This window comes from Streptomyces sp. CS113, assembly GCF_002188365.1.
Classification (GTDB): domain Bacteria; phylum Actinomycetota; class Actinomycetes; order Streptomycetales; family Streptomycetaceae; genus Streptomyces; species Streptomyces tendae.
The window spans coordinates 553,564-577,852 of record NZ_KZ195574.1; the positions used below are offsets into that span (position 1 = coordinate 553,564).

Sequence of the window (24,289 nt, forward strand, 5' to 3'; positions counted from 1 at the left end):
CACGGGCAATGGGGGGCGAGGGGCACCGATGCGGGGCCGTGCGGAGCGGCGCGGTGCGGGGTGGGGGACGCGGGCCGGCCGCCTAGCCCGGGGCGGGCGGTTCGATGCCCGAAGCGGGCGGTTCGGCCTCCGGTGCCCCGCCGGCCGCCCCGGACCGGCGCCCGCGGTGGAAGGCGCCGAAACTGGCCCCGGCGTCGCGGGAGGCGGACGCGGCCGGGCCCGCGGGCTGCCGGTGGTGGTCGCGGCGTTCCCGCTCGGCATCCGCCTCGGCCATCGTGCGGCCCGGGGAGCGCATGGGCAGGCCGCCCGGCGTGGCGGGCAGTGGTCCGGGCGGCGCCGCCTGTTCGGGCGGGCCGGTCCGCTGCGGGGGCCGGACGTCCGGGACGCGGCGGGGGTACGCCGCCTCCGCCGCCGGTGCGGGACCGGGGACCGTGGGGCTGCCGCCACCCCCGAAGGTACGGCCGGTGAGCGCGGGCCCCGGGTCCCGCTGCTGGGCGAGCAGTTGGGGCGGCACCAGGACGACGACGCCCGTGCCGCCGCGCGACGAGGGCCGGTAGCTCACGCCGACGCCGTACTTGGCGGCCAGCCGCCCCACCACGGCGAGGCCGAGGCGGGTGCCCTGCAACGAGGCGAGGTCGTTCGTCCGCCCCGACACCGCCTGTTCGGCGTGGCGCATGGCGGCGTCGGCCATCTTCAGTCCGCTGTCCTCGATGGTGATGACGATTCCGGCGGTACGTTCCTCCACGTAGACGTGCACCTCGTCGATGGGCGGCGAGAAGTTGGCGGCGTTGTCCATGAGTTCGGCCAGCAGGTGCATGACTCCCTCGGCGGCGTAGCCGGAGATGGCGGCGCCGGTGGAGCAGTGCATCCGCACCCGCTGGTAGGCGGCGATCCGGCCGACCGCGCCGCGCAGGATGCTCTCCATCACGATGGGTCTGTTCCAGGCCCGGCTGGAGCGCCCGCCCATCAGGAGGGCCAGCCGGTCGGTGATGAGGCCGAGCTGCGAGGTGCTGTGGTCCAGGCGCAGCAGATCACCGAGGACCTCCTCGCCGTGACGATCCTGCATGTCCCTCAGGTCGGCGAGCATGCTGACGGCCTTGGCCTGGACGCGGCTGAGCGACTTGGCGGAGGCGGCCTGCGCGGCGGCGGTGCGCCGTTCGCTGTGGGCCAGTTCCCGGACGAACAGTTCGGCGCAGGCCCGTGCCGGTGCTCCCCGCGGCCATTCCAGCTCGGCGAGGACGATCTCCGCCGAGGTGCCGTCCCGCAGTTTCTCCACCGCGGCGGGCAGGGTGCTGTGCGTCAGGTGTTCCAGTTCGGCGGTGCCCCGGCGGGTCTCCTGCACCGCCTGCTGCCGCCGTGCCTCGGCGTCCGCGGCGTGCCGTACGGCGTCCTCCACCAGGACGGCGAAGCTCTGCACGACCTGCCGCAGGTGAGGCCCTGAGGCGGGCGCCGTGTTGGCGACGGCCTCGTCCGCGGCGGTGCCGTCGCGCACCTGCTGCGCGATCCCCGGCAGCGCGACGTTGACCAGGTGGACGAGGCCGGCGTTCTCCTGCGCGAGCTGGGCCTTGAGGGAGCCGATCTCCGTCCGCCGGACCGCCGCGGTCCGGCGGGCCCGGCCGACCAGGTGGGAGCCGAGGACGACGGACACGGCGACGCACAGCCAGGACGTCACGGCGAGGGTGGCGGTCCAGCTCCGGGCGGTGTCGGGAGCGGCGGCCCAGGCGGCACCGGCGGCCGCTGCGGCGGCCGGCAGTACGAGCAGGGGGACGGCTGGGGTGGAGCGGTGAGGTTTCTGCGTCCGGGGCGGGGTGGGGGGTGCAGACACTGACATTCCGCGGTCCCTCGGGTCCTTGAGAGCGGGGAAAGGGCCGGTCGACCTGGGTCGGCCGCGGGCCGGAGCCGTGCCACCGGCACGTGGTGATCACTCCGGCGGGCTTGCGGCTCATGCTAGTCACCGGTTCGACCGCGCAGGCCGGACCGGCGCCAGACCCCACCGAGGAGCGAACTTCGCCGACATCTCGCCAAAGGAACTCACCCGTGTGGTACAGGCGTTCTGCCTGTGACGGATGCGGCGCCCGCGGGTCACGGGCCGGGCCGGGCGCGCCCCCGGCGCCTCGGCCGGAGACGGCGGGCGACACCGTCTGGGCGAGCGTGGGATGCGGTGGGGCCCGACACCGGTTCGGATGGGTGCCATGCGCAGACCCATAGCCGTGGCAGCTCGCCACTCCCGCCTGCTCACGTCAGGCGTCATCCTCGCCGCCCAGTCACTCCTCCTGACCCTCGCCGCGGTCCCGGCCTCGGCCTCCGCACCGGCCGACGGCACCGCGACGCCCGCGCGCGGTTCGGCCTACATGGGCCGGGGCGTCCTGGCCCACGAAGGGGTCCAGGGCCGCCCCGTCGAGACCCGCGTCGCCCAGACCGAGGGGGTGGACGTCTCCAGCCACCAGGGCAACGTCGCCTGGTCGACCCTCTGGAAGAGCGGCGTGAAGTGGGCCTATGTGAAGGCCACCGAGGGGACCTCCTACCGGAACCCGTACTTCGCCCAGCAGTACGGCGGTTCGTACGACGTCGGCATGATCCGCGGCGCGTACCACTTCGCGACCCCGGACACCTCCGGGGGTGCCGCCCAGGCCGACTACTTCGTCGACCACGGCGGTGCCTGGTCCAAGGACGGCAAGACGCTGCCCGGTGTCCTCGACATCGAGTACAACCCGTACGGGGCGACCTGCTACGGACGGACGCACAGTCAGATGGTGAGCTGGATCCGGGCCTTCCTGGACCGGTACGAACAGCGCACCGGCCGTCACGCCGCCGTCTACACCTCCACCAACTGGTGGACGCAGTGCACCGGGAACTACAGCGGTTTCGGCGCGGACAACCCGCTGTGGGTCGCCCGGTACGCCTCGTCCGTGGGGACGCTCCCGGCCGGCTGGGACTTCCACACGATGTGGCAGTACACCTCGTCCGGGCCGACCGTCGGGGACCACGACAAGTTCAACGGGTCGCTGGACCGCGTCAAGGCCCTGGCCAAGGGCTGACGCGGACCGCCGGGCCCTCTCGCCGGTTCAGCGGCCGGCGAGGGGGTCCAGGATGTCGGCGACCTGCTCGCGCACCACGTCCCGGGCCCCGGCCGGCAGCCCGCCGATGTCCGTCCGCTCCAGGGCGTCGAGGGTCTCGTCGGGGCCCGCGTCGCAGCCGGCGGTCTCGCTGAGCACGTCGTAGCCGTCGCGCACGGCGACGCGCAGCAGGTGCCGGCCCTCACCGTCGGCGTGCACGGCGGTGGCGACCACCAGGGGCGGCGGGCCGCCGGCTTCGGCGGGCTGCTTGCGGTAGCCGCTGGCCACCGGCGTGCGCCAGCGCAGGCCGAGCAGCAGGTGACGCTTCGCCATCACCTCGGCCAGATCGGTCTCGTAGGGGCGGTCCGGGCCCAGCACCTTGGCGCGGGCGTCCAGCACCAGGGCCGCGGGCAGCAGGCAGCGCAGGCTGCTGCCGACGAGGTTGCCGCCGACCGTGGCCGTCCGGCGCACGGCTCCGGTGCCGACCGAGCCCGCCGCCCGGCGCAGTACCTCCGGCACCCGGTCGTCGATGCGGTGCAGCACCACGGCCGCTCCCAGCGACTCGGGTTCGACGGCGGTCGCCTCCGGCAGTTCGCGCAGTGACATGGCCAGTTCCGGAAAGCCGTCGCGTTGCCAGGTGGCCCACACGAGAGTGGCCCCGCCGATGGGCACCGCGCCCTGCGCCATGCACTCCTGCGCTTCGGTCACGGTCCTCGGCTGACGCAACAGCATGGCGATCGACCTGCTTCCCGGGAGTCGGCGGTCGGACGACACCGCGTCTTCCGCCGGGTCATCACAGTCACTGGGATGTCACTGGGATTGTCCGCACCCCCAAGGGGGCGCGTACAGGGCTCACTCGTCTTCCGAATGCGCCCACCGCGCGCCGGTGGGCCCGCGGCGGATCGGCTGCCGTCTCACGGCCCGAGGAGCGCGGCGGCGAGTTCGGCGCCCAGTCGTTCGCCTTCCTTGTTGGTCTCAGGTTCCCGGAGATCCCGCGGTGCGGGCGGCGTCAGCGGCCGTCCTCCTCCGGACGCCGCGCGACGAAGACGAACTCCCGTCCCTCGCGGTCGGGTGCGCCGCGCACCTCCCGTACCTGGTAACCCTGTTCGACCAGGTCGGCCGCCACCTCGTCGCGCTCGCGGAAGCGCAGCGTCGAGTCGGAGGTCAGCACGTCGCCGTCCGCGCCGAAGACGTAGGTCCACCGGAAGGTGACCAGCGGTCCGCTCACGTCCAGCAGCCGGCACCAGCTCTCGACGGTGCCCGTGCCGGGGACCTCCACGACCCGGTGCGTGTGCTCGCGGGTCCACTCCTGCCAGGCGCGCCGGGCCGGGTCCCGGGTCTCGAACACCAGGTGCCCGCCGGGCCGCAGTGCCTCGTGGGCGCCGCGCAGCGTCCCCTGCCAGGAGCGCCGGCCGGTGATCGCCTGGGCGACGTTCGCCGTCATGGTCGCGAGGTCCACGCGCAGCGCGGGGAGCGAGGTGGCGTCGCCCTCGATCCAGCGCACCCGGTCGGCGCCCGTCCTCGCGCGGGCGACGTCGAGACTCGCCCCGGCGGGGTCGACGCCGACGACCTCGAGGCCGCGGTCGGCCAGCAGCAGGGCGAACACCCCGGTTCCGCAGCCGATGTCCAGCACGCTCCGCGCGCCGAACTCGTCGGCCATGCGCAGATACGGGACCAGGTCGCCGCGGTCGGTGTCGAGCACGTCGTAGAGCGCGGCGAGCCGCGGATGCCGGAAGCACTCGTCAGCCATACGGCCGACGATAGCGTCAGGCCTGCCGGGGAACACGGGTAGGCATGCGCGCACTCGTGATCAACTGCACTCTCAAACCCTCCCCCCAGCCGTCGAACACCGAGGCGCTCGCCGCCACGGTCATCGCGGCGCTCAAGGGCCACGGGGCGGAGGTGGACGTCGTGCGGGCCGTCGACCTGAACCTGAAACCGGGGGTCGAGACCGACATGGGCGACGGGGACGACTGGCCGGGCGTGCACGAGAAGCTGCTGGCCGCCCAGATCCTGGTCGTCGCTTCGCCGACCTGGCTCGGCCGCCCCTCCTCCGTCGCCCAGCGGGTCCTGGAACGCATGGACGCCATGCTCTCCGAGACCGACGACGAGGACCGCCCGGTCGCCTACAACCGGGTCGCCGGTGTCCTGGTCACCGGGAACGAGGACGGCGCCCACCACGTCATCAGCGAGATCAGCGGCGGGCTCGCGGACATCGGCTACACCATCCCCGGCCAGGCCTGGACCTACTGGCACCTCGGTCCCGGGCCGGGTCCGGACTTCCTCGACGACGAGCGCGGCCACGACTGGTCGGTCTCCACCGGCCGGGCCATGGCGTCCAACCTGGTGCACGCGGCGCGTGCGCTCGACGCGATGCCGCTGCCCGCCCCGCCGTCCTGATCGACAGGACTCCCGCGCATGTCTGCCGGAGCCGATACGGGGCATTCGTGCACGAGGCAACGACGTACGAAACGCATGAGGAGCTGAGGTCCGCCATGACGCACGACCTGACCCCGAAGTACACGGTCCCCGGCATCGAGCGCGAGGCCGCCGGACGGCTGATCGGTGTGCTGCGGCTGCGCCTGCACGCCCTCAACGACCTGCACCTGACCCTCAAGCACGTGCACTGGAACGTGGTGGGTCCGCACTTCATCGCGGTCCACGAGATGATCGACCCCCAGGTCGACCAGGTGCGCGAGATGGCCGACGACGTCGCGGAGCGCATCGCCGCGCTCGGCGGGGTCGCCCAGGGCACGCCCGGCGCGCTGGTGGCCGAGCGCAAGTGGGACGACTACTCCATCGGCCGGGCGGACGCCATCGCCCATCTCGGCGCGCTCGACGTGGTCTACACCGGCGTGGTCGAGGGCATGCGCGCGGCGGTCGAGGAGGCCGGCAAGATCGACCCGGCCACGGAGGACCTGCTGATCGGCCAGCTGAGGGACCTGGAGCAGTTCCAGTGGTTCGTGCGGGCGCACCTGGAGAGCGCCGGCGGCACCCTTGCCACGGGGAGCGCGACGTCCGAGACGGAGGCGGCGGCCCGCGGCGCGGAAGTCGCGTAGCCGGCCGGTACGGGCGTACGAGGGCGGTGTCCGGCCCGCGCGGCCGGACACCGTCCCGCGGGTTCAGCGCCGGCCGAGGCGCCGTTCGCCGCGGCTGCCCGGCTCGTGGGGCAGGTGGTAGTGGGCGAAGACCGCGCCCTCGTCCTCGGCGGCCAGCTCACCGTCCGGGTCGATCCCCGGCGCGTCCTTGACCAGCGACTTGTCGTAGGTCACCTTCAGGTAGGACGGTCCGACGGTGGCCTTGTCCACCGGCACGAAGACGAGCCGCCGACGGGTCGGCAGACCGATCGTGACCGTGGCGAACGCGGGCCGGTCGGTGAGGGTGTCGAAGTAGATGGACTCCAGGGTTCCGATCTTGCGGCCGTCGTAGTCCACGACGTCGAGGCCACGCCAGTCACGAATGTTTTCGGCTTCAAACATGCCCAGTCTTCCCTTCCGAGGACGCGCTCACTGTCTTGTTCCCCGCTTCGCCCGACTGTCGCCTGTTTGTCCCCTCACCGGCGTAGGACGCCCGATCCGGGATAGGCTGCCTGGCCGGGAGAAGCGCCCGGGCCCGGCAGGTGCCCGGCGGAAATCCGAAGGGGATCGAGTGTGGATGGCACAGGCGCCACGGGCGGCCCGCCCCGCATCCGGAGCGGTGCCCTGCTGGACGTGGGCCCACTGCCCGGCCGGCCCGGCATCCGGGCCAGTGGTGAGATCAACGTGAGCACCCGGCTCTCCTGGGAGAACGCCCTGACCGAACTGTCCCGGCGGCACACCGACGTGTCCTACGTGGAGCTGTCGGGGGTGCGGTTCGTCGACGTGGCCGGCGTGACGGCACTGGCCGTCACGGCCATGAACCTGCCCGTCGGCCGGTTCGTGGTGGAACGGCCGCCGCCGCAGCTGCCCCGGGTACTGGACCTGTTCTGGCCGTCCCTGCACCGGATCGAGGTGGCGCCACGATGAGTACGGCGACCACCGACGCGACCTTCACCCATCCGGCGCTGTTCTACCGCTCCGATGCCGAGTACACCGACCGGACGGTGGCGTTCGTACGGGAGGGCCTGGCCGCGGGCGAACCGGTGGCGGTGGCCGTGCCCGGACCCAACCTGGAGCTGATCCGGGGCGGACTCGGCACGGACGCCCGGGACGTCACCTTCCTGGACATGGCCGAGGCCGGGCGCAACCCGGGGCGGATCATCCCGGGCGTACTGAGGGCGTTCGCCGACGCGCACGAGCGGTCCCGGGTGCGGGTGCGGATCATCGGTGAGCCGGTCTGGGCGGGGCGCAGCGCCGCGGAGTACCCGGCGTGCGCCCAGCACGAGGCGCTGATCAACGCGGCCTTCGCGGGCCGCCCTGCGACGATCCTGTGCCCGTACGACGAGGTCCGGCTGGCCGCGGACGTGCTCGCCGACGCCCTGGTCACCCACCCGACGGTCATCACGGCGGGCAGTGAGCGGGTCAGCGAGGGGTACGACTGGCGCGCGGTCGTCGCCCGCTACAACGAGCCGCTCGGGCGCGCTCCCGACGCCGACGTGCTGGCCTTCGGGCCCGCGGAGCTGCCCGAGGCGCGCCGCTTCGCGGTCGACCGGGCCGCGTCGCTCGGGCTGACCGGCCGGCGGCTCCAGGACGCGGAACTGGCGGTGGCCGAGCTGACCACCAACAGCGTGGTCCACGGCGGCGGCAACGGCACGGTCGCGGTCTGGTCCGAGGCGGGACAGGTGGTGTGCGAGGTCCGCGACGCGGGCCGGCTCACGGATCCGCTCGCCGGCAAGCGGCCCCCGGAGCACGGGCAGCTCGGCGGCCGCGGTCTCCTGCTCGTCCACTACGTCGCCGATCTGGTGCGGGTCCACACGGCCGACGAGGGCACCGCCGTCCGCTTCTACCTGGGCTTGTGACACACGGTGCGGACCCTCTCGCCAATGTCGTGGCACTTCGGCATGTGTGCGAGGCCTGACCCGGGGTAGGCGATCGGTCGTCGGCCGACAAGGTGACAACGACGACCGATCCACCGGGAGGGCACATCATGACGACGACGACCGCACAGGCCACCGAGCACGCCACGACGGAGATGCCGGAGATCGCGGACCCGTCCAAGGTGGCGCCCAAGGACGCGCGGGAGTTGTCGAAGCTGTTCTTCGAGCAGCTGTCGGTGCTGGAGGAGGGCACTCCCGAGCACCAGTACGCCCGCAACACCCTGATCGAGATGAACATGTCCCTGGTCCGCTTCGCGGCCGGCCGGTTCCGCAGCCGCGGCCCGGAGGAGATGGAGGACATCGTCCAGGTCGGCATGATCGGTCTGATCAAGGCCATCGACCGGTTCGAGCTGACCCGCGAGGTCGAGTTCACCTCCTTCGCCGTGCCGTACATCGTCGGGGAGATCAAGCGGTTCTTCCGGGACACCTCGTGGGCGGTGCACGTGCCCCGGCGTCTTCAGGAGGCCCGCGTCCAGCTGGCCCGGGCCACCGAGGAGCTGCGCAGCCGGCTGGGCCGCAACCCCACCACCCAGGAGCTGTCGGAGCTGATGAGCCTGCCGGAGGACGAGGTCGTCGAGGCCCGGCTGGCGGCCAACGGCTACAACTCCGCCTCCCTGGACGCGGCCATCAACGGCAGTGAGGACGGCGAGTCGGCGCTCGCGGACTTCATCGGTGCCGACGACGCCGCCCTTGCGCTGGTGGACGACTTCCACGCCCTGGCCCCGATGATCGCCGAGCTGGACGAACGCGACCGGCAGATCATCCACTGGCGGTTCGTGGAGGAGCTCACCCAGAAGGACATCGGCGAGCGCCTCGGTGTCTCCCAGATGCACGTGTCCCGGCTGATCTCGCGGCTGCTGGCCCGACTGCGCGAGGGCATGCTCAGCACCGCCTGAGCGGTGGTCCGGCCTCAGGCCGCGGTCGTCTTCTTCCGGCGACCGCGGCTGTCGCTCGTGCCTGCGCCGAGGGCGTCGACCAGTTGCTGGCGGCTCATCTTCGAGCGGCCGGCGATGTCCTGTTCGGTGGCCCGCCGGTAGAGCTCGGCCTTGCTCAGCTCCCGCAGCTCGCCCCGCGTGGGGGCGGTCCGGCGGGCGGACCCGGTGGCCTTGCGCCGCGGCCCGGTGGCCTTCTTCCGCCGGGCGGACGGCTTCTTGCCGCCCGAGTCCTCGCCCGTGCCGCCCCGGCCCGTGCCCCCGACGCCCGTGGAGCGCGCGCCCTTGGCCTGTTCCAGGCTGCCGCGCAGGACCTCCATCAGGTCGACGACGTTGGTGGCCCCGGGCGCCTCCTCGGCGACGGCGACCTCCTCGCCCTCGGCCTTGGCCCGGACCAGCTCGCGCACCTTCTCCTGGTAGGTGTCGCGGTAGCGGGCGGGCTCCCAGTCGCCGCTGAGGGCGTCGACGAGACGCAGCGCCATGTCCAGCTCCTTGCCCCGGCCCACCCGGTCCGACGGCAGTTCCGGCAGCTCCTCGACGGGGTCGCGGACCTCGTCGGCCCAGTGCAGCGTCTGGAGCAGCAGAACCCGGTCCTCGGCACGCAGCGCGGTCAGGTACTGCCGGTTGCGCATGACGAAGGTGGCGACGCCCGCCTTGCCGGTCTCGGCGAGGGCGGTGCGCAGGAGTTCGTAGACCTTGAGGTACTCCTTGCCGCGCGGGGCCAGGTAGTAGGTGCGGCCGAAGTAGACCGGCTCGATCCGGTCCAGGTCCACGAAGTCGGTGATCTCCAGGGTGCGGGAGCGTCCCGGCGCGATCTCGTCGAGCTCCCCGGGCTCCACGACGACGTATTCGCCCTCGCTCACCTCGTACCCCTTGACGATGTCGTCGGCGTCGACCTCCTTGCCGGTGCGCTCGTTCACCCGGCGGTTGCGGATCCGGTCGGAGGTGCCGCGCTCCAGCTGGTGGAAGTGGACCGTGTGGTCCTCGGTGGCCGTGAACAGGCCGACGGGCACCGAGACCAGCCCGAAGGTGATCACGCCAGTCCAGATCGCCCGCGCCATGACCGTCCGCTCCGTCCACTCCGCCCGCTCCGTCCGTCCCGCTCGCACGGCCGGTCCTGCCACGCTGCCATCCGGCCCGCGGCCCCGCGCGCCGGACGGAGCACACGGGGGGCGGCCGGGCGACAGCGCGCGGATCGGCGGCGGCCGTTGTTCCCTGTGAGGTGTGCGGGACGGCAGAATTCCGCCCGCGGGTCCGGTCGTCTCCGCCGACGGCCGCGCCACCGTCGAACGAAGCCGAACAGAGGGACGTCCCATGAGCTTTCGTCTGAAGCCGATCACCCGCGAGGAGCATCTGCGCTTCGTCACGGCCCGGCCTTCCGTGAGTCACCTTCAGGTCCCCTCCTGGGGCGACGTGAAGCCGGACTGGCGGGCGGAGAGCCTGGGCTGGTTCGACGAGGGCGGTGAGCTGGTGGGCACCGGGCTGGTGCTGCTGCGCCCGCTGCCGAGGATGAGGCGCTACCTGGCCTATCTGCCCGAGGGGCCGGTCGTCGACTGGGCGGCGGACGGTCTGGAGGGGTGGCTGGAGCCGATGCTCGCGCACCTGAGGGAACGCGGCGCGTTCACGGTGCGGATGGGGCCGCCGGTGGTGGCCCGGCGCTGGAGCGCCGACGCGGTCAAGGCGGCGATCGCCGACCCGGGGGTCCGGCGGCTGGGCGACGTCGAGGCGACGGTGCGCGAGCCCGGGGCCGAGGACATCGCCGAGCGGCTGCGCCGGATGGGCTGGCGGCGCACCGAGCCGGGCGGCGAGGACGGCTTCGCCGCGGGCCAGCCGCGCCACGTGTGCCAGGTACCGCTCGCCGGGCGGTCGCTGGAGCAGGTGCAGAACGGCTTCAACCAGCAGTGGCGGCGCAACATCAAGAAGGCCGAGAAAGCCGGCGTCAAGGTCGTCCGGGGCGACGCGGAGGATCTGCCCGCCTTCTACGAGCTGTACGTGGAGACCGCGCGACGGGACCGGTTCGTGCCGCGGCCCCTGGCCTACTTCCAGCGTATGTGGCAGGCGCTGACGGCCGAGGACCCGGACCGCATGCGCCTGTACCTCGCCCACCACGACGGGGAGGTGCTCGCCGCGGCCACGATGCTGACGGTCGGCGACCACGTCTGGTACTCGTACGGCGCGTCCACCAGCCGCCGGCGCGAGGTGCAGCCCAACAACGCCCTCCAGTGGCGGATGATGTGCGACGCCCGGGAACTGGGCGCGGCCGTCTACGACTTCCGCGGCATCACCGACACCCTGGACGAGGACAACCACCTGCTGGGACTGCTCCGGTTCAAGGTCGGCGCGGGCGGACAGGCCGTCGAGTACCTGGGCGAGTGGGACTATGCACTGAACAGGGTGCTGCACAAGGCTGTGTCCCTGTACATGGCACGCCGCTGAGTACACGGCACGCCGCTGACGGGCGTGCGGCGAGGGGGTGGGAGATGGCACGGCTCCTGGTGGTGCAGAACCATCGAGGTGGCGGCCCGGGCCGGTTCGGCGACCGGCTGGTCGCGGGCGGGGTGTCGCTGGACGTGGTGCACGCCTACGCCGGTGCGGCTCTGCCCCGGCGTCCGGCGCACGAGGGCGTGCTGGTGCTCGGCGGTGGCTTCCTGCCCGATGACGACGTGCGCGCTCCCTGGCTCGCGCCCACCCGGGCCCTGGTCGCCGAGGCGGTGGAGCGGGGTGCCCCGGTCTTCGGGATCTGCCTCGGCGGGCAGCTCCTCGCCCAGGTCGCCGGTGGCACCGTACGTGGCCGGCACGGCGAACCGGAGGTCGGCAGCACCCCGTTGACGCTGCGGCCCGAGGCCGGTGACGATCCGCTCCTCGAAGGGCTCCCGGAGCGGGTGACGGCGATCGAGCACCACCAGGACGCCGTGACCGCCCTGCCGCCCGGCGCGGTGTGGCTCATGGCGAGCGAGCGGTGCCCGTACCAGGCGTTCCGGGTCGGTGAGCGGGCGTGGGGCGTGCAGTTCCACCCCGAAGCGGGGGCGGACCGGGTCAGGTCGTGGGACGCCGACCGGCTCCGGGCCCGGGGGCTCGACCCGGTGGAGCTCTCCCGCCGGGCGGAACTCGACGAGCCCGCGGCCGAGGCGGTCTGGCGCGAGGTGGCCGGGCGTTTCGCGGCGGTCGTCCTCGGGTCCTGAGCCCCGGCTCACGAGGACCGGCTCACGAGGACCGGCTCATGTGTTTCGGCTCATGTGTTCCGGCCCTCGAAGGCTCCCCGGTCGGCGAAGGCCAGCTTGGCGAAGCGTTCGCCGATGAGGCGGTGGGTGGCCGCGTCCGGGTGGATGTCGTCCGGCAGGGGGAGGTCCGCCGCGTCGGCCTGTCCGTAGAGTTCGCGGCCGTCGAGGTAGTGCAGGTTCTCGTCGTCGGCGGCCCGCTGGGCGACGATCCGCGACAGCTCGTCCCGGACGACGTTCAGGGTCAGCTTCCCGCTCGCGCGTTCCGCCGGGTCGCCGGTGGCGACGAAGCGCACGCGGCCCTGCGTGAAGTCGGGGGCCAGCGGGCCCGGGGTGTCCTCGTGCACGGGGCACAGGATGGGCGAGACGACCAGCAGCGGCGCGGTGGGATGGCCCTCCCGGATGGTGTCCAGGAAGCCGTGCACGGCGGGGCCGAAGGCGCGCAGGCGCATGAGGTCGGCGTTGACCACGTTGATGCCGATCTTGACGCTGATCAGGTCGGCGGGGGTGTCGCGCATGGCCCGTGCGGTGAACGGGTCGAGCAGGGCGCCGCCGCCCAGGCCCAGGTTGACCAGTTCGACGCCGCCCAGGGAGGCGGCGAGGGCGGGCCAGGTGGTGGTGGGGCTCGCCGCGTCGGAGCCGTGGCTGATCGAGCTGCCGTGGTGCAGCCAGACCCGGCGGCCGGGGTCCGGGGCGGGCTCGACGGGGGCGTCGGTGCGCAGGGCGACGAGTTCGGTGGTCTCGTTGTGCGGCAGCCAGATCTCGATGTCCTTGTCGCCCTCGGGCAGGTCCGCGAAGCGGAGGGTGCCGACCGGACCGGGCTCGACGCCCGCCGTGCCGGCGGTCATGTCGATGGTGAGGGTGTTGCCGCCCGCGACGGTGCCCCGGCCCGCCGGACGGCCGTCGACGAGCAGGTCGTACACGCCGTCCGGGCGCGGCGGGGCACCGACGTAGGCCCGCTTGGTGGGCAGGGTGTCCAGTTCGAGGGCGGTGGCGCGAGTGCGCAGCGCCAGGCGTACGCCGGAGGGCTGGGACTCGGCCATGGCCAGCTGTCCGTCGGTGTTCTGCGCGCGGGCCGTGGCGGGGAGCCGGTGGGGCAGCAGGCCGTGCTCGGTGCGCTCCAGGTCGAGGGCGCCCCGCAGCAGGTCCCGGGTGATGGGCGTGGTGATCCAGTCGTCCGTGGTGTGCATGTCGCCTCCGGCGGTGGTGCGGCTGCCTGTGCGGCTTCTTCCTGCATGCATTATGCAGCTCCCTAATTCAATTAGGCAAATTGCTTACCATGGCAGGAAACCTCGCACGGCGTCCGGTGGCAGGAGTGACGGGTTTCAACGGGAAAGCGCCACAGCGGCCGGTCACCCGCACCTGGGGAGGTACGTTCCGGCCATGCACACCGTCGCCGTTCTCGCGCTGGACCGGGTGATCCCGTTCGACCTGTCCACGCCGATCGAGGTCTTCACCCGTACCCGGCTCCCCGACGGCCGTCCCGGCTACCGGATCCGGGTGTGCGCCGAGCACCCCGAGATCGACGCCGGCGCGTTCACGTTGCGGGCGCCCTGGGGACTGGACGGGCTGCGGGGCGCGGACACCGTCATCGTGCCGGGCACGGCGAGCCCGGCCGACCCGCTCTCCCCCGCCGTCCACGACGCGCTGCGCGCGGCCGCCCGCAACGGCACACGGATCGCCTCCATCTGCTCGGGCACCTTCGTGCTGGCCGCCACCGGACTGCTGGACGGGCTGCGTGCCACCACCCACTGGGCCGCCGCGGAGGCCCTGGCCGGCGCCCATCCGGACATCGAAGTCGACGCGGACGTCCTGTACGTCGACAACGGCCAAATCCTCACCTCGGCCGGTGCCGCCGCGGGCCTGGACCTGTGCCTGCACATGATCCGGCGCGACTACGGCTCGGCGGTCGCCGCACACGCCGCCCGGCTGTCGGTGATGCCGCTGGAACGCGAGGGCGGCCAGGCCCAGTTCATCGTGCACGACTGTCCGCCCGTGCCCCGCGGTTCCGCCCTCGAACCCCTGCTCACCTGGCTGCGGGAGAACCTGGCCCGCGACCTGTCCCTCGCCGACATCGCCGCCCACGCCGGGATGAGCACGCGGACGCTGATCCGCCGCTTCCGGGAGCAGACCGGCAGCACCCCGTTGCAGTGGCTGCACCGTGCCCGGGTCCGGCAGGCGCAGCACCTGCTGGAGACGACGGAGCACTCCGTGGAGCGCATCGCCGCCCAGGTCGGCTTCGGCTCGCCGACGTCCTTCCGCGACCGCTTCAAGCGCACCACCGGAGTCAGCCCCCACGCCTACCGGCGCACCTTCGGCTGACGGCCGACGCCCCGGCGCCGTGCCCCGGCGCCGTCCCCCGGGTGGGCCCGGTTCGGGTCGCGGGGCCGCCCGGGTGACCGTAGACAGAAGGCATGGGCGCAGCCAGCGAGGGAACCGGCGACGACATGTCGCGGCCTCATCTGGTCACGTTCGGACACGGCACCGCGGGTCGCGCGGAGCTGGCCGGACTGCTGCGCGGTGCCGGTGTCACCTGCGTGGTCGACGTCAGGACCGCCCCCGGCAGCCGCCGCGACCCCGACCTGCTGCGGGACCGACTGGCCCGGTGGATGCCCGAGGAGGGCCTCGCCTACCGGTGGGAGCGGCGTCTGGGCGGTTTCCGGGGGCCGGTGCCCGACTCGCCCGACGTCGTCTGGCGCAACGCCTCCTTCCGGGCGTACGCGGGACACACCCGGTCGCCGGAGTTCGTCGCCGCCATGGACGAGTTGCTGGCCGGGGCGGCACAGGAGCGCACCGCGGTCATGTGTAGCGAGGCGGTGTGGTGGCGGTGCCACCGGCGCCTCATCGCCGACTTCGCCGTGGTGGCCCGTGGCATCCCCGCGGACCATCTCATGCACGACGGCCGTCTCACGGCCCACTCCCCCACCCCGGGTGCCCGGCTGCGGACGGACGGCCTGCTCGTCTACGACGACGTGGAGGCGGCCACGAAGTAGGCCGCACCGACGATTGGGCGGTGCCGGCGGGCGACGGGCGGGACGAAGACGGACGGCGAAGGACGGAGGCCGGAGACCATGCAGCGCAAGGGCGGGCGTCGCCGGGACACGGACGGCCAGGAAGCGGAAGCGGTCGAGCAGGTGCTGGACGAGCTCTACGCCACGCCTCCGTCCGCCTTCGTCTCCCGCCGTGAGGAACGCGCCGCGGCCGCCCGGACGGCCGGCCGCAAGGAGGACGCCCGCCGCGTCCACGCCGCCCGCAGGCCCACGCTCGCCGCGTGGGCGGCCAATCTGCTGACGCGCTCCCAGCCGGAGGAGACCCGGCGCTTCCTGGAGCTGGGGCAGGCACTGCGCGAGGCACACCGCACCCTGGACGCCGCCGGACTCAAGGAGCTCTCGGCCCAGCGCCGGCGCATCGTCAGCGCCCTGTCCCGGCAGGCCGCCCAGCTCGCCGGCGAGGCCGGGCAGCGGCTCTCCCCGGCGGCGCAGCGGGAGGTCGAGTCGACCCTGCGCGCCGTCCTCGCGGACCCCGAGGCGGCCGACCGGTGGGCCGAAGGACGCCTGGAGGTGTCCCTGACCCCGCCCTCGGCCTTTCCCTCGGGTACCGCTCCGGCGGAACCCGTCCGGTCCGAACCCGCGCCGCGGCCACGGCCGAAGTCCCGCGGCACCGCCGCCGGCACCCGGGCGAAGGACGAACTCGCCGAGCGGCGCCGCACACGGCAAGCGGAACTGGAGCGGGCCGAGCAGGAGGCCGAGCGGGCCGCACGGCATCTGCGGGACGCACGCGCCGAACAGGCCGACGCGCAGGAGTCACTGCGCCGGTCCGACGACGAACTGGGCCGGGTCCGCGAGGCGGTGGCCACCGCCGAGGAGCGGCTGCGCGCGGCACACGAGGACCTCGACCGGGCCGAACGGGAACGGCGGGAGGCCGAGGAGCGGGGCCGCACGGCAGCGGACGCTCTCGCCGGTGCCGAGCGGGACGCCCGGGCGAGCGCGCGCCGGGTGGACCGTTTGACCGGCCGGGGCAGGTAATACGGCTCGTCCGATTGAGTACTCGTACTCATGAGGTGCTTCCCCCCACCGGGGGACGCTTGGCGCACCAGTCACCCCCCAGGGAGTCAACCGTGCGTACCACCCACCTTTCTCACCGACCGTCGGCCGCGTCCGCCGCCCGCGCCGGGCGGTCCGTCAGAGGTCTCGTCCTGGCCTGTGTGGCCGCCGCGGCGGTCCTGACCGGCTGTTCCATGGAGGAGGCCAGCTGCGGCGGCGGCGAGTACCCCGTCATGGCCATCGGCGACACGGGCAGCGCGTGTGTGCCCAACGGCGAGGAGCCGCCCAAGGGTTACACCCGCTACCCCGAGGGCAAGGTCCCGGAACATGTCGGCGACGAGTGGGACACCTACTGGCAGACGCACACCGTCGACGAGCACGGCAAGATCGTGGAGGTGCCCGAGGGCGGGTGACCACCGCTCTCCGCGGCCCGAACACACGCACGGGGTTGCGGCGGCACATACCACGAGGGCGGCCATACGTGGTATACCGACTCGGCAGCGAACAGGGCAACAACCGGGGCTGCGCGTCAGCCTTCACGGCCGCGAACCAAGGAGAGTCAACACCATGTCCGAGAGCACGATGCAGTCCGCCACGGAACTGGCGTCGCAGTACAGCGTCCAGGTGACCGACGACCTGGAGCGCAACGTCAAGGAGCAGGAACGTGTCAGCACGGAGATCACGGCTCTCCAGCAGCAACTGGCCGCGCTCCAGCACGATCACGCCCTGCTGGTGAACATGCAGCAGGCCCTCGGCATCGCCTCGCCGCCGTCCCCGTCCCCGTCCCCGTCCGCGCCGGAGTCCGCCGCCACGTCCGGGGCGGCCACGGTTCCGGCGCCGCGCGGCGGTGCGGCCGCGGGCAAGTCGACGCGGAGCAGGAAGGCCACCACCGCGTCCAAGCGCGCCGCGGCCACGAAGCCGGGTGCCGGGGCGGCATCGAAGCCGACGGCGAAGAAGGCCACCGGATCGGCAGCCACGACGACCACCGAGACGGCCGCCAAGACCGCCGACAAGACACCTGCCAAGACCGCCGCCAAGACGGCCACCAAGACGCCCGCCAAGACCGCCGACAAGGCGCCCGCCAAGACCGCCACCAAGACACCCGCCAAGACCGCCGACAAGGCCGCCGACAAGGCCGCGGGGAAGCCCGCGGCGAAGAAGGCGGCGGCGCGCGACGCCGGCCGGCCCACCCTGGTGGAGCTGGTGCGCGAGCACCTCGCCGGGCAGCGGGAACCGCGCTCCGCCGCCGAGGTCACCACGGCGCTGGGCGAGGCCCACTCCGGACGCACCGTCAAGACCACGGTCGTGCGCACCACGCTCGAGGGACTCGTCGCCAAGAACCAGGCCCAGCGCACCAAGCAGGGCACCTCGGTCTACTACACCGCCACCGAGGCCGCCGCGCCCGGGCGTGAGCAGCGCCCCGCGGCCGAGGCTCCCGCCGCGCAGAGCGGCAGCTGAGCGACGCCCGGCACCCCGGACGTGACGCGGCGCGCGGCCGGGGGAGATCGGGGTGAGTATCGGTGGATGGGTTTCGTCCTGCCGGTGCTCTTCGCACTCCTCGCCGCGTTCAGCAACGCGCTGGCCACCGTGTTGCAGCGGCGCGCCGCGCTGAGCGTGCCGCAGTCCCAGGGGTTCCGCCCCGGACTCGTCCTCGACCTGTTGCGGCGCCCCGTGTGGCTCGGCGGGATGCTGGCCGTGGTGGTGGCCGGGGTGGGGCAGGCGGTGGCCCTGGCGACGGGGCCGCTGTCACTCGTACAGCCCCTGTTCGTGCTGGAGCTTCCGCTGGCCCTGCTGCTGGCCTCGCTGCTGACCGGCAACCGGCTGCCCGAGGTCCTGTGGCTCGCCGTCGGCGGAGTGGTCGTGGGGCTGGGAGTCGCGCTGGCCTCGGCCGCTCCGGACGGCGGCGAGTCCGATGTGCCGCTGGACCGGTGGGTGCCGGCGCTGGCGGCCTGCGCGGGGGCGGCCGTACTGCTGGCCGCCGCGGGCCTGAAGCGGCCCGTCGGCAAGGCCCGTGCCGGTTGCCTCGGCGCGGCCACCGCGGTGTGCTACGCGCTGACCGCCGGTCTGATGAAGGACTCCATGCGCGTCCTGGACGCCGACGGTGTGGTCGGCTTCTTCACCGCCTGGCAGACCTACGGCTTCGCGGTGGCCGGGGTGTGTGCCGTGCTCCTGCTGGAGCACGCCATGCAGGGCGGTCCGCTGGTCGCCTCCCAGCCCGCCCTCACCCTGGGCGACGCGGCGGTGAGCCTCCTGCTCGGCGTGGTCCTGTACCGGGAGGACGTACGGGGCGACTGGTGGATCGTGCCGCAGCTGATCGGGGTGGCGCTGATCGTCGTCGGGGTGCTGAACCTGGCACGGCGCGGCGCGGATCTGCGCACCGCGCAGTGAGTGTCCCGCCGGCCGGGTGGCGGAGCGCGCCGCCCTCCCCGCAGAACCCGCAGGTCAGCCGTTTTCGCAGGTCAGCAGGGGTGGCGTAACGTCGGCGAAACATGGTTCGGGTTACCGTGACCGGCATGGACGACCACGGGGGACGGCCGCGCGCCGACCGGGCCCGGCAACTGGCCGACGTGCTGCGGCAGCAGATCACGGACGGTGCCTTCGCCGAGGGCGCACTGCCCGACGAGCGGGAGCTGGGCCGCCGTTTCGGCGCCTCGCGCAACGCCGTGCGGGACGCCCTGGCGCTGCTGCGCCAGGAGGGTCTGATCACCCGGCGGCGCGGGGTCGGGACGACGGTGCTGCTGCCGAAGTACGGGCACGGTCTCGACCGGCTGACCGGGCTGGCCGAGGAGCTGACCGGGCGCGGCACCGTGACCAACGAGGTGCGGGTCGCCGCGGAGGTGCCGGTGCTGCCGGCCGCGATCGCCGCCCGTCTGGAGGTACCGGCCGGGGCGGGCGGTGTGTACGTGGAGCGGCTGCGGTGGCTGGACGGGCTGCCGCTGTCGCTGGACACCAGTTACCTGACCGCCGGCATCGGCCGTGCGGTGCTCGCCGGGGACCTGCGGGGCCGGGACGTGTTCCGCCTGATCGAGGAGGCCGCGGGCGCCCCGCTCGGGCGGGCCGAGGTCGCCGTGCACGCGGTCAACGCGGACCCGGGCACGGCACGGCTGCTGGGGATCGAGCCGGGGGCGGCGGTGTTCGCCCTGGAGCGGCTGACCCGGTTGGCGGACGGTCGGCCGGTGGACACGGAGTCGATCAGGATCCGCGCGGACCGGATGACGCTGCGCGCCACGCTCGGTCGTGGTGGACCGCGGACCACATGAGGGGAGACCGGTGATGTTCGGTACGAGCGTGCCCGTGCTGGTGGCGCTGGGGCTGCTGGGTCTGGTCGGCGGGGTGGGCATCACCGCCGTCGGACCGGGCGGGGTGCTGCCCACCATCGGTCTGTTCGCCCTCACCGGCCTGACGCCGGCGGAAGTGGCCGGGACGGCCATCGTCACCCATGTCGCCACCGGCGTGCTCGCGACCGCCGCCTACACCCGCTCCGGGCAGCTGCGCGAGCCGGGGCCGCGGCGTACGGCGCTGGTCCTCGCGGTGAGCGCGGTGGCCGGCACCCCGATCGGCGTCCTGGTCAACTCCTCTGTGTCCAAGCGGATGTTCGGGCTGGTGCTCGGCGGGTTCGTGGCGGGTGTGGCGGGCCTGGTGTGGTTCCGTGAGCGTCGCCGTCCGGCCGCTCCGCGGGCCCACCCGTCGACGGTGGTGGTGGCGGGGCTGGGCGGCGGGGTGGCCGTGGCGGCCGGGATCGTCGGCATCGGCGGACCGATGCTGACCGTCCCCCTGCTGGTGGCCCTGGGCGTGCCCGTGCTGGAGTCGCTGGCCGCGGCGCAGGCGCAGTCCGTCGTCATCGCCGGGGTGGGCACGGTGGGGTACCTGGCCCAGGGTGCCGTCGACTGGCCGCTGGCGGTCCTGGTCGGCGTCCCCGAGCTGGCGGGGGTGCTGCTGGGCTGGCGGATCGCGCACGCGCTGCCCACGCGGCATCTGAAGTACGCCCTGATCGCGACGCTGTTCGCACTCGCCCCGTACCTCGCCCTGCACGGCTGACCGGCCGCACCGGGCCGCGCTCGGACAAGATGCTCCAAGCCACCACATGCTGCACAGTGGTCACCATCGATCGGCCATCCGGAGGGACGGCATGTCGCAGGCCGCTGCTTCCGACGTCGACAGCACAGCCCCGCACACCGCGAAGGTGGGGCTGTTCACCCTGACCGCCATGGTCGTCGGGTCGATGGTGGGCGCCGGTGTGTTCTCGCTGCCGGGCCGCTTCGCCGAGGAGACCGGTGTCGCGGGCGCGCTGATCGCCTGGGCGATCGCGGGCACCGGCATGCTGATGCTGGCCCTCGTCTTCCAGTCCCTCGCCGTGCGCAGGCCCGATCTCGACGCCGGCGTGTACGCGTATGCCAAGGCGGGCTTCGGCGAGTACCTGGGCTTCTTCGCCGCTTTCGGCTACTGGGCCAGCTCGTGTGTGGGCAACGTGACCTACTGGGTCCTGATCATGTCGACCGTCGGCTCGATCTGGCCGGAGCTGGGCGCCGGGGACACCGCCGTGGCGGTGGTGCTCTCCTCCGCCGGGCTGTGGGCGTTCTTCTGGCTGATCCGGCGCGGGGTGAAGGAAGCGACGGCCATCAACCGGATCGTCACGGTGGCCAAGCTCGTCCCCATCGTCTTCTTCGTCGTCCTGGCCCTGGTGTACTTCGACCCCGGTGTGTTCGCGGACAACTTCGGCGGCGCCGACTACGCCGGGTCCCTTTTCTCGCAGGTGCGCGGCACCATGCTGGCGACCGTCTTCGTGTTCCTGGGCGTCGAGGGCGCCAGCGTCTACTCCCGGCACGCCCGGCGCCGGACCGACGTGGGCCGGGCGACGGTGCTGGGCTTCCTCAGCGTGTTCGCCGTCTTCGCGTCGGTGACCATCGTGTCGTACGGCGTCATGCCGATGGCCGAGATCGCCGAGCTGCGCCAGCCGTCCATGGCGGGCGTTCTGGAGGCGGCCGTCGGCACCTGGGGCCGGGTGTTCATCAGCGTCGGTCTGATCGTGTCGGTGCTGGGCGCCTATCTGGCCTGGACGCTGATGGCGGCGGAGGTGCTCTTCGTCGCGGCCAAGGACGACGACATGCCGCGCTTCCTGCGCCGGGCCAACGCCGCCGACGTGCCGGTGCCGGCCCTGCTGATGACGTCGCTGCTCACCCAGGCGGTGCTGGTCGCCACCAGCTTCTCCAGCGACGCCTTCGACTTCGCGCTCAACCTGACCAGCGCCCTGTCCCTGATTCCGTACCTGCTGGCGGCGGCCTTCGCGGTGCGGATCGGCAGCCGGGACGACCCGCGCACCGAGGGCGGCCGGACCTCGCGGCGCGAGCTGGTGGTCGGGGTCGTCGCCACGCTGTACACCGCGTTCCTGCTGTACGCGGCGGGCCTGAAGTTCGTACTCGTGTCCTTCGTCGTCTACGCCCCGGCGACCGTCCTGTTCGTGATGGCCCGCCGGGAGCAGGGCCGTCGGCTGTTCTCGCCGGGGGAACTGGTCGTCCTGGCCGTGTCCGTGACCGGCGCGGTGCTCGGCCTCGTCGCCCTGGTGGCCGGGTGGATCAGCCTGTGACCCCTGCCCCGTACGCCGTCCTCCCCCGCCTCGTACCGCATCCCTGAAGGAGGCCCTGTGGCCAGCAACGACAGCGCCGTGAGACCCGCGCTCGGCGTCCATTCCGAGGTCGGCAGGCTGCGCAAGGTCCTGGTGTGCTCCCCCGGTCTCGCGCACCGGCGGCTGACCCCCACCAACTCCGACGAGCTGCTCTTCGACGACGTCATGTGGGTGGAGAACGCCCAGCGCGACCATGCCGCCTTCGTCGGCGAACTGCGCCGGCGCGGAGTGGAGGTGGTGGAGCTGCACGACCTGCTGGCGCAGATCATGGCGCTTCCCGAGGCCAAGGCGTGGCTCCTGGACCGCAAGATCGTCGCCAACCAGGTCGGCATCGGCCTCATCGACGCGACCCGCGCCTACCTGGAGACCCTCTCGCCGAGGGAACTCGCCGAGTACCTGGTCGGCGGGCTCGCCACCGCCGACCTGCCCGAGGACTTCCGCTCCGCGCACCTCGCGCTGGCCCGCGAGTCCACCGGCGCCCGCGAGTACCTGATGCCCCCGCTGCCCAACACCCTGTACACGCGCGACACCACCTGCTGGCTGTACGGCGGACTCACCCTCAACCCGCTGTACTGGTCCGCGCGGCACGACGAGACGCTGCTGATGAAGGCGATCTACACCTTCCACCCCGACTTCAAGGGCTCGACGGTGTGGTGGGGCGACCCCGAGCGGGACTGGGGCCAGGCCACCTTCGAAGGCGGTGACATCATGCCGGTGGGCAACGGGGTCGTGCTCATGGGCATGAGCGAGCGCACCTCCCGGCAGGCCATCACCCAGGTCGCCGCCGCGCTGTTCCGCAACGGCGCCGCCGAGCACGTCGTCGTCGCCGGGATGCCGAAGCTGCGGTCCGCCATGCACCTGGACACGGTCTTCACCTTCGCCGACCGCGACGTGGTGACCCTCTACCCCCGCATCATGGACGCGGTGCACACCTTCTCGCTGCGCCCGGGCGACCGGGCCCCCGGCTTCGACGTCGTGGACGAGGGGTCGACGCCCTTCGTCGACGTCGTCGCCAAGGCGCTCGGGCTGGCGAAGCTGCGGGTGGTGGAGACGGGCGGCGACGCCTACGCCTCCGAGCGCCAGCAGTGGGACAGCGGCAACAACGCCGTCGCGGTGGAGCCCGGCGTGGTGTTCACCTACGACCGCAACACCCTGACCAACGCCCTGCTGCGCGAGGCCCGGGTGGAGGTCGTCACCATCGTGGGCGCGGAACTGGGCCGGGGGCGGGGCGGAGGGCACTGCATGACGTGCCCGCTGGTACGTGACCCCGTCGACTTCTGACCTCGAAGGCGCGAGGACCATGCCGGACCTCAGGGGCACGGTGGGGGCAGGGCCTCAGCGGCAGAACATGTACGCCTGCTCCAGCCACCGGTGCAGTGCCGTGTGCACGCTGCCGGGGAGCACGCTGAGCTGCTCGATGGCGGCCCGGTCCCCGGCCGAGGGCGCGATGCCGGCGGCGGTCAGCAGGGCGAGCAGGTCGAGGCGGCGCAGGTCGACGGGGTCGACGCGGCAGGGGACGCGCCGGGCGGGGTCGGGCGGCTGGAGCAGGAAGTCGCCCCGCGTGTCGCGGGAGCGCGAGTGCGTCGGGGCGGCGGCGGTCGGAATAGTCGTCGGGTGCATACCGCGGTCCTCCACGTGAGGGGGCGCCCGGTCGGGTCGCCGTTCTTGACGGCATGAGACACCGGGGCGCGGACGGCGGTTGCGGGCCGCCGCGAGGACCACACGGGGGATGCAATCGGCGTCTTGTCGCACGAACCGGACGGCCCGGCCGACGCGCAGGCCGGCGCCCTCGGAGCCCCGGCCGCTGCTCCGTACGAGTGGTGCGTTCACGAACACGGTCGTACGGTCGGAACGGAGAAAAGGGGCAAGCGGAGACAGGCGACCCCGAGACGGCGGGAGCAGACATGGGCAGGAACCCGATGAGGGCAGCGGTCACACTCTGTGCCGCCGCCGCGCTCGCAGTACCGCTGGGCACGGCCTCCGCCGCGCCGTCGGCGCAGCCCGCGGCACGCACCCAGCAGACGCAGGACCCGGTGCTGCTCGACTGCTCCGGGCAGCCGCAGATCGGGCCCGAGGCGTATGTGCTCGCCTGCGGGGACGGCAACAGCCGCCTGGTCTCCGTGCGCTGGTTCCGCTGGGACGCGCAGGCGGCGGTGGGCCGGGGCACGAACGCCGTGAACGACTGCGACCCGTACTGCGCGGCGGGCGCCTTCCACTCCTACCCGGTGACCGTGCGGCTGGACATGCCGACGGGCGGGGAGCAGGGCACGGGACAGGCGCACTTCACCCGGATCACCCTGACCTACACCGACGGCAGGCCGGACGGGTCCCCGCGCACGGTGTCCTACCCGCTGCCCGGCTGACCGGTCGACGGGCGGGCCCGGTCGGTCCGGAAGGGTCCGG

General features: G+C 73.3%; 26 protein-coding genes. 19 read left to right on the top strand and 7 right to left on the bottom strand.

What is annotated here, in order from left to right:
* Positions 1-82: 82 nt before the first annotated feature.
* Complete coding sequence (locus tag B9W62_RS02155; RefSeq protein WP_087804619.1) at positions 83-1,831, bottom strand: ATP-binding protein; 1,749 nt, start codon at positions 1,829-1,831, stop codon at positions 83-85.
* Positions 1,832-2,192: 361 nt separating this feature from the next.
* Between B9W62_RS02155 and B9W62_RS02160 the strand changes: the two genes are divergently transcribed.
* Positions 2,193-3,038: a lysozyme gene (locus B9W62_RS02160; protein WP_087811695.1), complete on the top strand. Its 846-nt coding sequence runs from the start codon at positions 2,193-2,195 to the stop codon at positions 3,036-3,038.
* A 27-nt stretch (positions 3,039-3,065) separates the two neighbouring features.
* On the opposite strand, the gene B9W62_RS02165 is transcribed toward B9W62_RS02160, so the two are convergent.
* Positions 3,066-3,788 carry an FAD binding domain-containing protein gene (locus tag B9W62_RS02165; RefSeq protein WP_087804621.1) on the bottom strand — a complete coding sequence of 241 codons (723 nt, stop codon included), beginning with the start codon at positions 3,786-3,788 and terminating at the stop codon, positions 3,066-3,068.
* A 277-nt stretch (positions 3,789-4,065) separates the two neighbouring features.
* Positions 4,066-4,806 (bottom strand): class I SAM-dependent methyltransferase, encoded by a 741-nt coding sequence (locus B9W62_RS02170; protein WP_087804623.1) that lies wholly within the window; start codon positions 4,804-4,806, stop codon positions 4,066-4,068.
* A 44-nt stretch (positions 4,807-4,850) separates the two neighbouring features.
* Between B9W62_RS02170 and B9W62_RS02175 the strand changes: the two genes are divergently transcribed.
* Together B9W62_RS02175 and B9W62_RS02180 are read left to right on the top strand one after the other, a co-directional pair.
* Complete coding sequence (locus tag B9W62_RS02175) at positions 4,851-5,456, top strand: flavodoxin family protein (RefSeq protein ID WP_179235307.1); 606 nt, start codon at positions 4,851-4,853, stop codon at positions 5,454-5,456.
* A gap of 95 nt (positions 5,457-5,551) precedes the next feature.
* Positions 5,552-6,115 (top strand): Dps family protein, encoded by a 564-nt coding sequence (locus B9W62_RS02180; protein ID WP_087804625.1) that lies wholly within the window; start codon positions 5,552-5,554, stop codon positions 6,113-6,115.
* Positions 6,116-6,178: 63 nt separating this feature from the next.
* Here B9W62_RS02180 and B9W62_RS02185 read toward each other — a convergent pair whose 3' ends face one another.
* Positions 6,179-6,535, bottom strand: coding sequence for a PRC-barrel domain-containing protein (locus tag B9W62_RS02185; RefSeq protein WP_003978264.1), 357 nt, complete (start codon positions 6,533-6,535; stop codon positions 6,179-6,181).
* A gap of 171 nt (positions 6,536-6,706) precedes the next feature.
* Here B9W62_RS02185 and B9W62_RS02190 point away from each other — a divergent pair, with 171 nt between their 5' ends.
* The 3 genes from B9W62_RS02190 to B9W62_RS02200 all read left to right on the top strand — a co-directional run bounded on the left by B9W62_RS02190 (position 6,707) and on the right by B9W62_RS02200 (position 8,966).
* Positions 6,707-7,060, top strand: coding sequence for an STAS domain-containing protein (locus B9W62_RS02190; protein WP_107424183.1), 354 nt, complete (start codon positions 6,707-6,709; stop codon positions 7,058-7,060).
* Positions 7,057-7,992, top strand: a complete 936-nt coding sequence (locus tag B9W62_RS02195; RefSeq protein WP_087804627.1) for a sensor histidine kinase — start codon at positions 7,057-7,059, stop codon at positions 7,990-7,992. Before B9W62_RS02190 ends, B9W62_RS02195 begins: the two co-directional genes overlap by 4 nt.
* A 128-nt stretch (positions 7,993-8,120) precedes the next feature.
* Complete coding sequence (locus tag B9W62_RS02200; protein WP_087804629.1) at positions 8,121-8,966, top strand: RNA polymerase sigma factor SigF; 846 nt, start codon at positions 8,121-8,123, stop codon at positions 8,964-8,966.
* 14 nt (positions 8,967-8,980) lie between these two features.
* Here the strand turns inward: B9W62_RS02200 and B9W62_RS02205 are convergent, their stop codons facing one another.
* Positions 8,981-10,063: a non-homologous end joining protein Ku gene (locus B9W62_RS02205; RefSeq protein ID WP_087804631.1), complete on the bottom strand. Its 1,083-nt coding sequence runs from the start codon at positions 10,061-10,063 to the stop codon at positions 8,981-8,983.
* Between the two features lie 253 nt (positions 10,064-10,316).
* Between B9W62_RS02205 and B9W62_RS02210 the strand changes: the two genes are divergently transcribed.
* Together B9W62_RS02210 and B9W62_RS02215 are read left to right on the top strand one after the other, a co-directional pair.
* On the top strand, positions 10,317-11,438 hold the full coding sequence (locus tag B9W62_RS02210; RefSeq protein ID WP_087804633.1) for a lipid II:glycine glycyltransferase FemX: 1,122 nt from the start codon (positions 10,317-10,319) through the stop codon (positions 11,436-11,438).
* A 44-nt stretch (positions 11,439-11,482) separates the two neighbouring features.
* Positions 11,483-12,184, top strand: coding sequence for a type 1 glutamine amidotransferase (locus B9W62_RS02215; RefSeq protein ID WP_087804635.1), 702 nt, complete (start codon positions 11,483-11,485; stop codon positions 12,182-12,184).
* A 50-nt stretch (positions 12,185-12,234) separates the two neighbouring features.
* Here B9W62_RS02215 and B9W62_RS02220 read toward each other — a convergent pair whose 3' ends face one another.
* Complete coding sequence (locus tag B9W62_RS02220) at positions 12,235-13,410, bottom strand: GDSL-type esterase/lipase family protein (protein WP_087804637.1); 1,176 nt, start codon at positions 13,408-13,410, stop codon at positions 12,235-12,237.
* Between the two features lie 193 nt (positions 13,411-13,603).
* Between B9W62_RS02220 and B9W62_RS02225 the strand changes: the two genes are divergently transcribed.
* From B9W62_RS02225 to B9W62_RS02270, 10 genes are all read left to right on the top strand, one after another.
* Complete coding sequence (locus B9W62_RS02225) at positions 13,604-14,542, top strand: GlxA family transcriptional regulator (RefSeq protein ID WP_087804638.1); 939 nt, start codon at positions 13,604-13,606, stop codon at positions 14,540-14,542.
* Between the two features lie 92 nt (positions 14,543-14,634).
* Positions 14,635-15,213, top strand: coding sequence for a DUF488 domain-containing protein (locus tag B9W62_RS02230; protein ID WP_373433658.1), 579 nt, complete (start codon positions 14,635-14,637; stop codon positions 15,211-15,213).
* Between the two features lie 78 nt (positions 15,214-15,291).
* On the top strand, positions 15,292-16,245 hold the full coding sequence (locus B9W62_RS02235; RefSeq protein ID WP_087804640.1) for a hypothetical protein: 954 nt from the start codon (positions 15,292-15,294) through the stop codon (positions 16,243-16,245).
* 92 nt (positions 16,246-16,337) lie between these two features.
* Positions 16,338-16,676, top strand: a complete 339-nt coding sequence (locus tag B9W62_RS02240; RefSeq protein WP_087804642.1) for an SCO0607 family lipoprotein — start codon at positions 16,338-16,340, stop codon at positions 16,674-16,676.
* A 154-nt stretch (positions 16,677-16,830) separates the two neighbouring features.
* On the top strand, positions 16,831-17,721 hold the full coding sequence (locus B9W62_RS02245) for a hypothetical protein (RefSeq protein ID WP_087804644.1): 891 nt from the start codon (positions 16,831-16,833) through the stop codon (positions 17,719-17,721).
* 66 nt (positions 17,722-17,787) lie between these two features.
* Positions 17,788-18,651: a DMT family transporter gene (locus tag B9W62_RS02250; RefSeq protein ID WP_087804646.1), complete on the top strand. Its 864-nt coding sequence runs from the start codon at positions 17,788-17,790 to the stop codon at positions 18,649-18,651.
* A gap of 101 nt (positions 18,652-18,752) precedes the next feature.
* Entirely contained in the window at positions 18,753-19,523 is a 771-nt protein-coding gene (locus tag B9W62_RS02255; protein WP_087804648.1) for a GntR family transcriptional regulator, read from the top strand.
* A gap of 13 nt (positions 19,524-19,536) precedes the next feature.
* A complete protein-coding gene (locus B9W62_RS02260; protein ID WP_087804650.1) occupies positions 19,537-20,301 on the top strand; it encodes a sulfite exporter TauE/SafE family protein in 765 nt (254 codons plus the stop codon).
* 91 nt (positions 20,302-20,392) lie between these two features.
* Positions 20,393-21,847, top strand: coding sequence for a basic amino acid/polyamine antiporter (locus B9W62_RS02265; RefSeq protein WP_087804652.1), 1,455 nt, complete (start codon positions 20,393-20,395; stop codon positions 21,845-21,847).
* Between the two features lie 57 nt (positions 21,848-21,904).
* Positions 21,905-23,167: an arginine deiminase gene (locus tag B9W62_RS02270; RefSeq protein ID WP_087804654.1), complete on the top strand. Its 1,263-nt coding sequence runs from the start codon at positions 21,905-21,907 to the stop codon at positions 23,165-23,167.
* A 54-nt stretch (positions 23,168-23,221) separates the two neighbouring features.
* Here B9W62_RS02270 and B9W62_RS02275 read toward each other — a convergent pair whose 3' ends face one another.
* Entirely contained in the window at positions 23,222-23,506 is a 285-nt protein-coding gene (locus B9W62_RS02275; RefSeq protein ID WP_087804656.1) for a hypothetical protein, read from the bottom strand.
* Positions 23,507-23,790: 284 nt separating this feature from the next.
* On the opposite strand from B9W62_RS02275, the gene B9W62_RS02280 reads away from it, so the two are divergent.
* Positions 23,791-24,249, top strand: coding sequence for a hypothetical protein (locus B9W62_RS02280; RefSeq protein WP_087804658.1), 459 nt, complete (start codon positions 23,791-23,793; stop codon positions 24,247-24,249).
* Positions 24,250-24,289: the final 40 nt, after the last annotated feature.

Excerpts from the sequence above, each read along its gene's own strand:
- B9W62_RS02170 (WP_087804623.1), bottom strand. The coding sequence starts at position 4,806 with ATGGCTGACGAGTGCTTCCGGCATCCGCGGCTCGCCGCGCTCTACGAC.
- B9W62_RS02180 (WP_087804625.1), top strand. The coding sequence starts at position 5,552 with ATGACGCACGACCTGACCCCGAAGTACACGGTCCCCGGCATCGAGCGC.
- B9W62_RS02185 (WP_003978264.1), bottom strand. The coding sequence starts at position 6,535 with ATGTTTGAAGCCGAAAACATTCGTGACTGGCGTGGCCTCGACGTCGTG.
- B9W62_RS02225 (WP_087804638.1), top strand. The coding sequence starts at position 13,604 with ATGCACACCGTCGCCGTTCTCGCGCTGGACCGGGTGATCCCGTTCGAC.
- B9W62_RS02175 (WP_179235307.1), top strand. The coding sequence starts at position 4,851 with ATGCGCGCACTCGTGATCAACTGCACTCTCAAACCCTCCCCCCAGCCG.
- B9W62_RS02160 (WP_087811695.1), top strand. The coding sequence starts at position 2,193 with ATGCGCAGACCCATAGCCGTGGCAGCTCGCCACTCCCGCCTGCTCACG.
- B9W62_RS02260 (WP_087804650.1), top strand. The coding sequence starts at position 19,537 with ATGTTCGGTACGAGCGTGCCCGTGCTGGTGGCGCTGGGGCTGCTGGGT.
- B9W62_RS02155 (WP_087804619.1), bottom strand. The coding sequence starts at position 1,831 with ATGTCAGTGTCTGCACCCCCCACCCCGCCCCGGACGCAGAAACCTCAC.
- B9W62_RS02280 (WP_087804658.1), top strand. The coding sequence starts at position 23,791 with ATGGGCAGGAACCCGATGAGGGCAGCGGTCACACTCTGTGCCGCCGCC.
- B9W62_RS02195 (WP_087804627.1), top strand. The coding sequence starts at position 7,057 with ATGAGTACGGCGACCACCGACGCGACCTTCACCCATCCGGCGCTGTTC.
- B9W62_RS02200 (WP_087804629.1), top strand. The coding sequence starts at position 8,121 with ATGACGACGACGACCGCACAGGCCACCGAGCACGCCACGACGGAGATG.
- B9W62_RS02265 (WP_087804652.1), top strand. The coding sequence starts at position 20,393 with ATGTCGCAGGCCGCTGCTTCCGACGTCGACAGCACAGCCCCGCACACC.
- B9W62_RS02220 (WP_087804637.1), bottom strand. The coding sequence starts at position 13,410 with ATGCACACCACGGACGACTGGATCACCACGCCCATCACCCGGGACCTG.
- B9W62_RS02205 (WP_087804631.1), bottom strand. The coding sequence starts at position 10,063 with ATGGCGCGGGCGATCTGGACTGGCGTGATCACCTTCGGGCTGGTCTCG.
- B9W62_RS02255 (WP_087804648.1), top strand. The coding sequence starts at position 18,753 with ATGGTTCGGGTTACCGTGACCGGCATGGACGACCACGGGGGACGGCCG.
- B9W62_RS02275 (WP_087804656.1), bottom strand. The coding sequence starts at position 23,506 with ATGCACCCGACGACTATTCCGACCGCCGCCGCCCCGACGCACTCGCGC.
- B9W62_RS02210 (WP_087804633.1), top strand. The coding sequence starts at position 10,317 with ATGAGCTTTCGTCTGAAGCCGATCACCCGCGAGGAGCATCTGCGCTTC.
- B9W62_RS02245 (WP_087804644.1), top strand. The coding sequence starts at position 16,831 with ATGTCCGAGAGCACGATGCAGTCCGCCACGGAACTGGCGTCGCAGTAC.
- B9W62_RS02165 (WP_087804621.1), bottom strand. The coding sequence starts at position 3,788 with ATGCTGTTGCGTCAGCCGAGGACCGTGACCGAAGCGCAGGAGTGCATG.
- B9W62_RS02235 (WP_087804640.1), top strand. The coding sequence starts at position 15,292 with ATGCAGCGCAAGGGCGGGCGTCGCCGGGACACGGACGGCCAGGAAGCG.
- B9W62_RS02230 (WP_373433658.1), top strand. The coding sequence starts at position 14,635 with ATGGGCGCAGCCAGCGAGGGAACCGGCGACGACATGTCGCGGCCTCAT.
- B9W62_RS02215 (WP_087804635.1), top strand. The coding sequence starts at position 11,483 with ATGGCACGGCTCCTGGTGGTGCAGAACCATCGAGGTGGCGGCCCGGGC.
- B9W62_RS02250 (WP_087804646.1), top strand. The coding sequence starts at position 17,788 with ATGGGTTTCGTCCTGCCGGTGCTCTTCGCACTCCTCGCCGCGTTCAGC.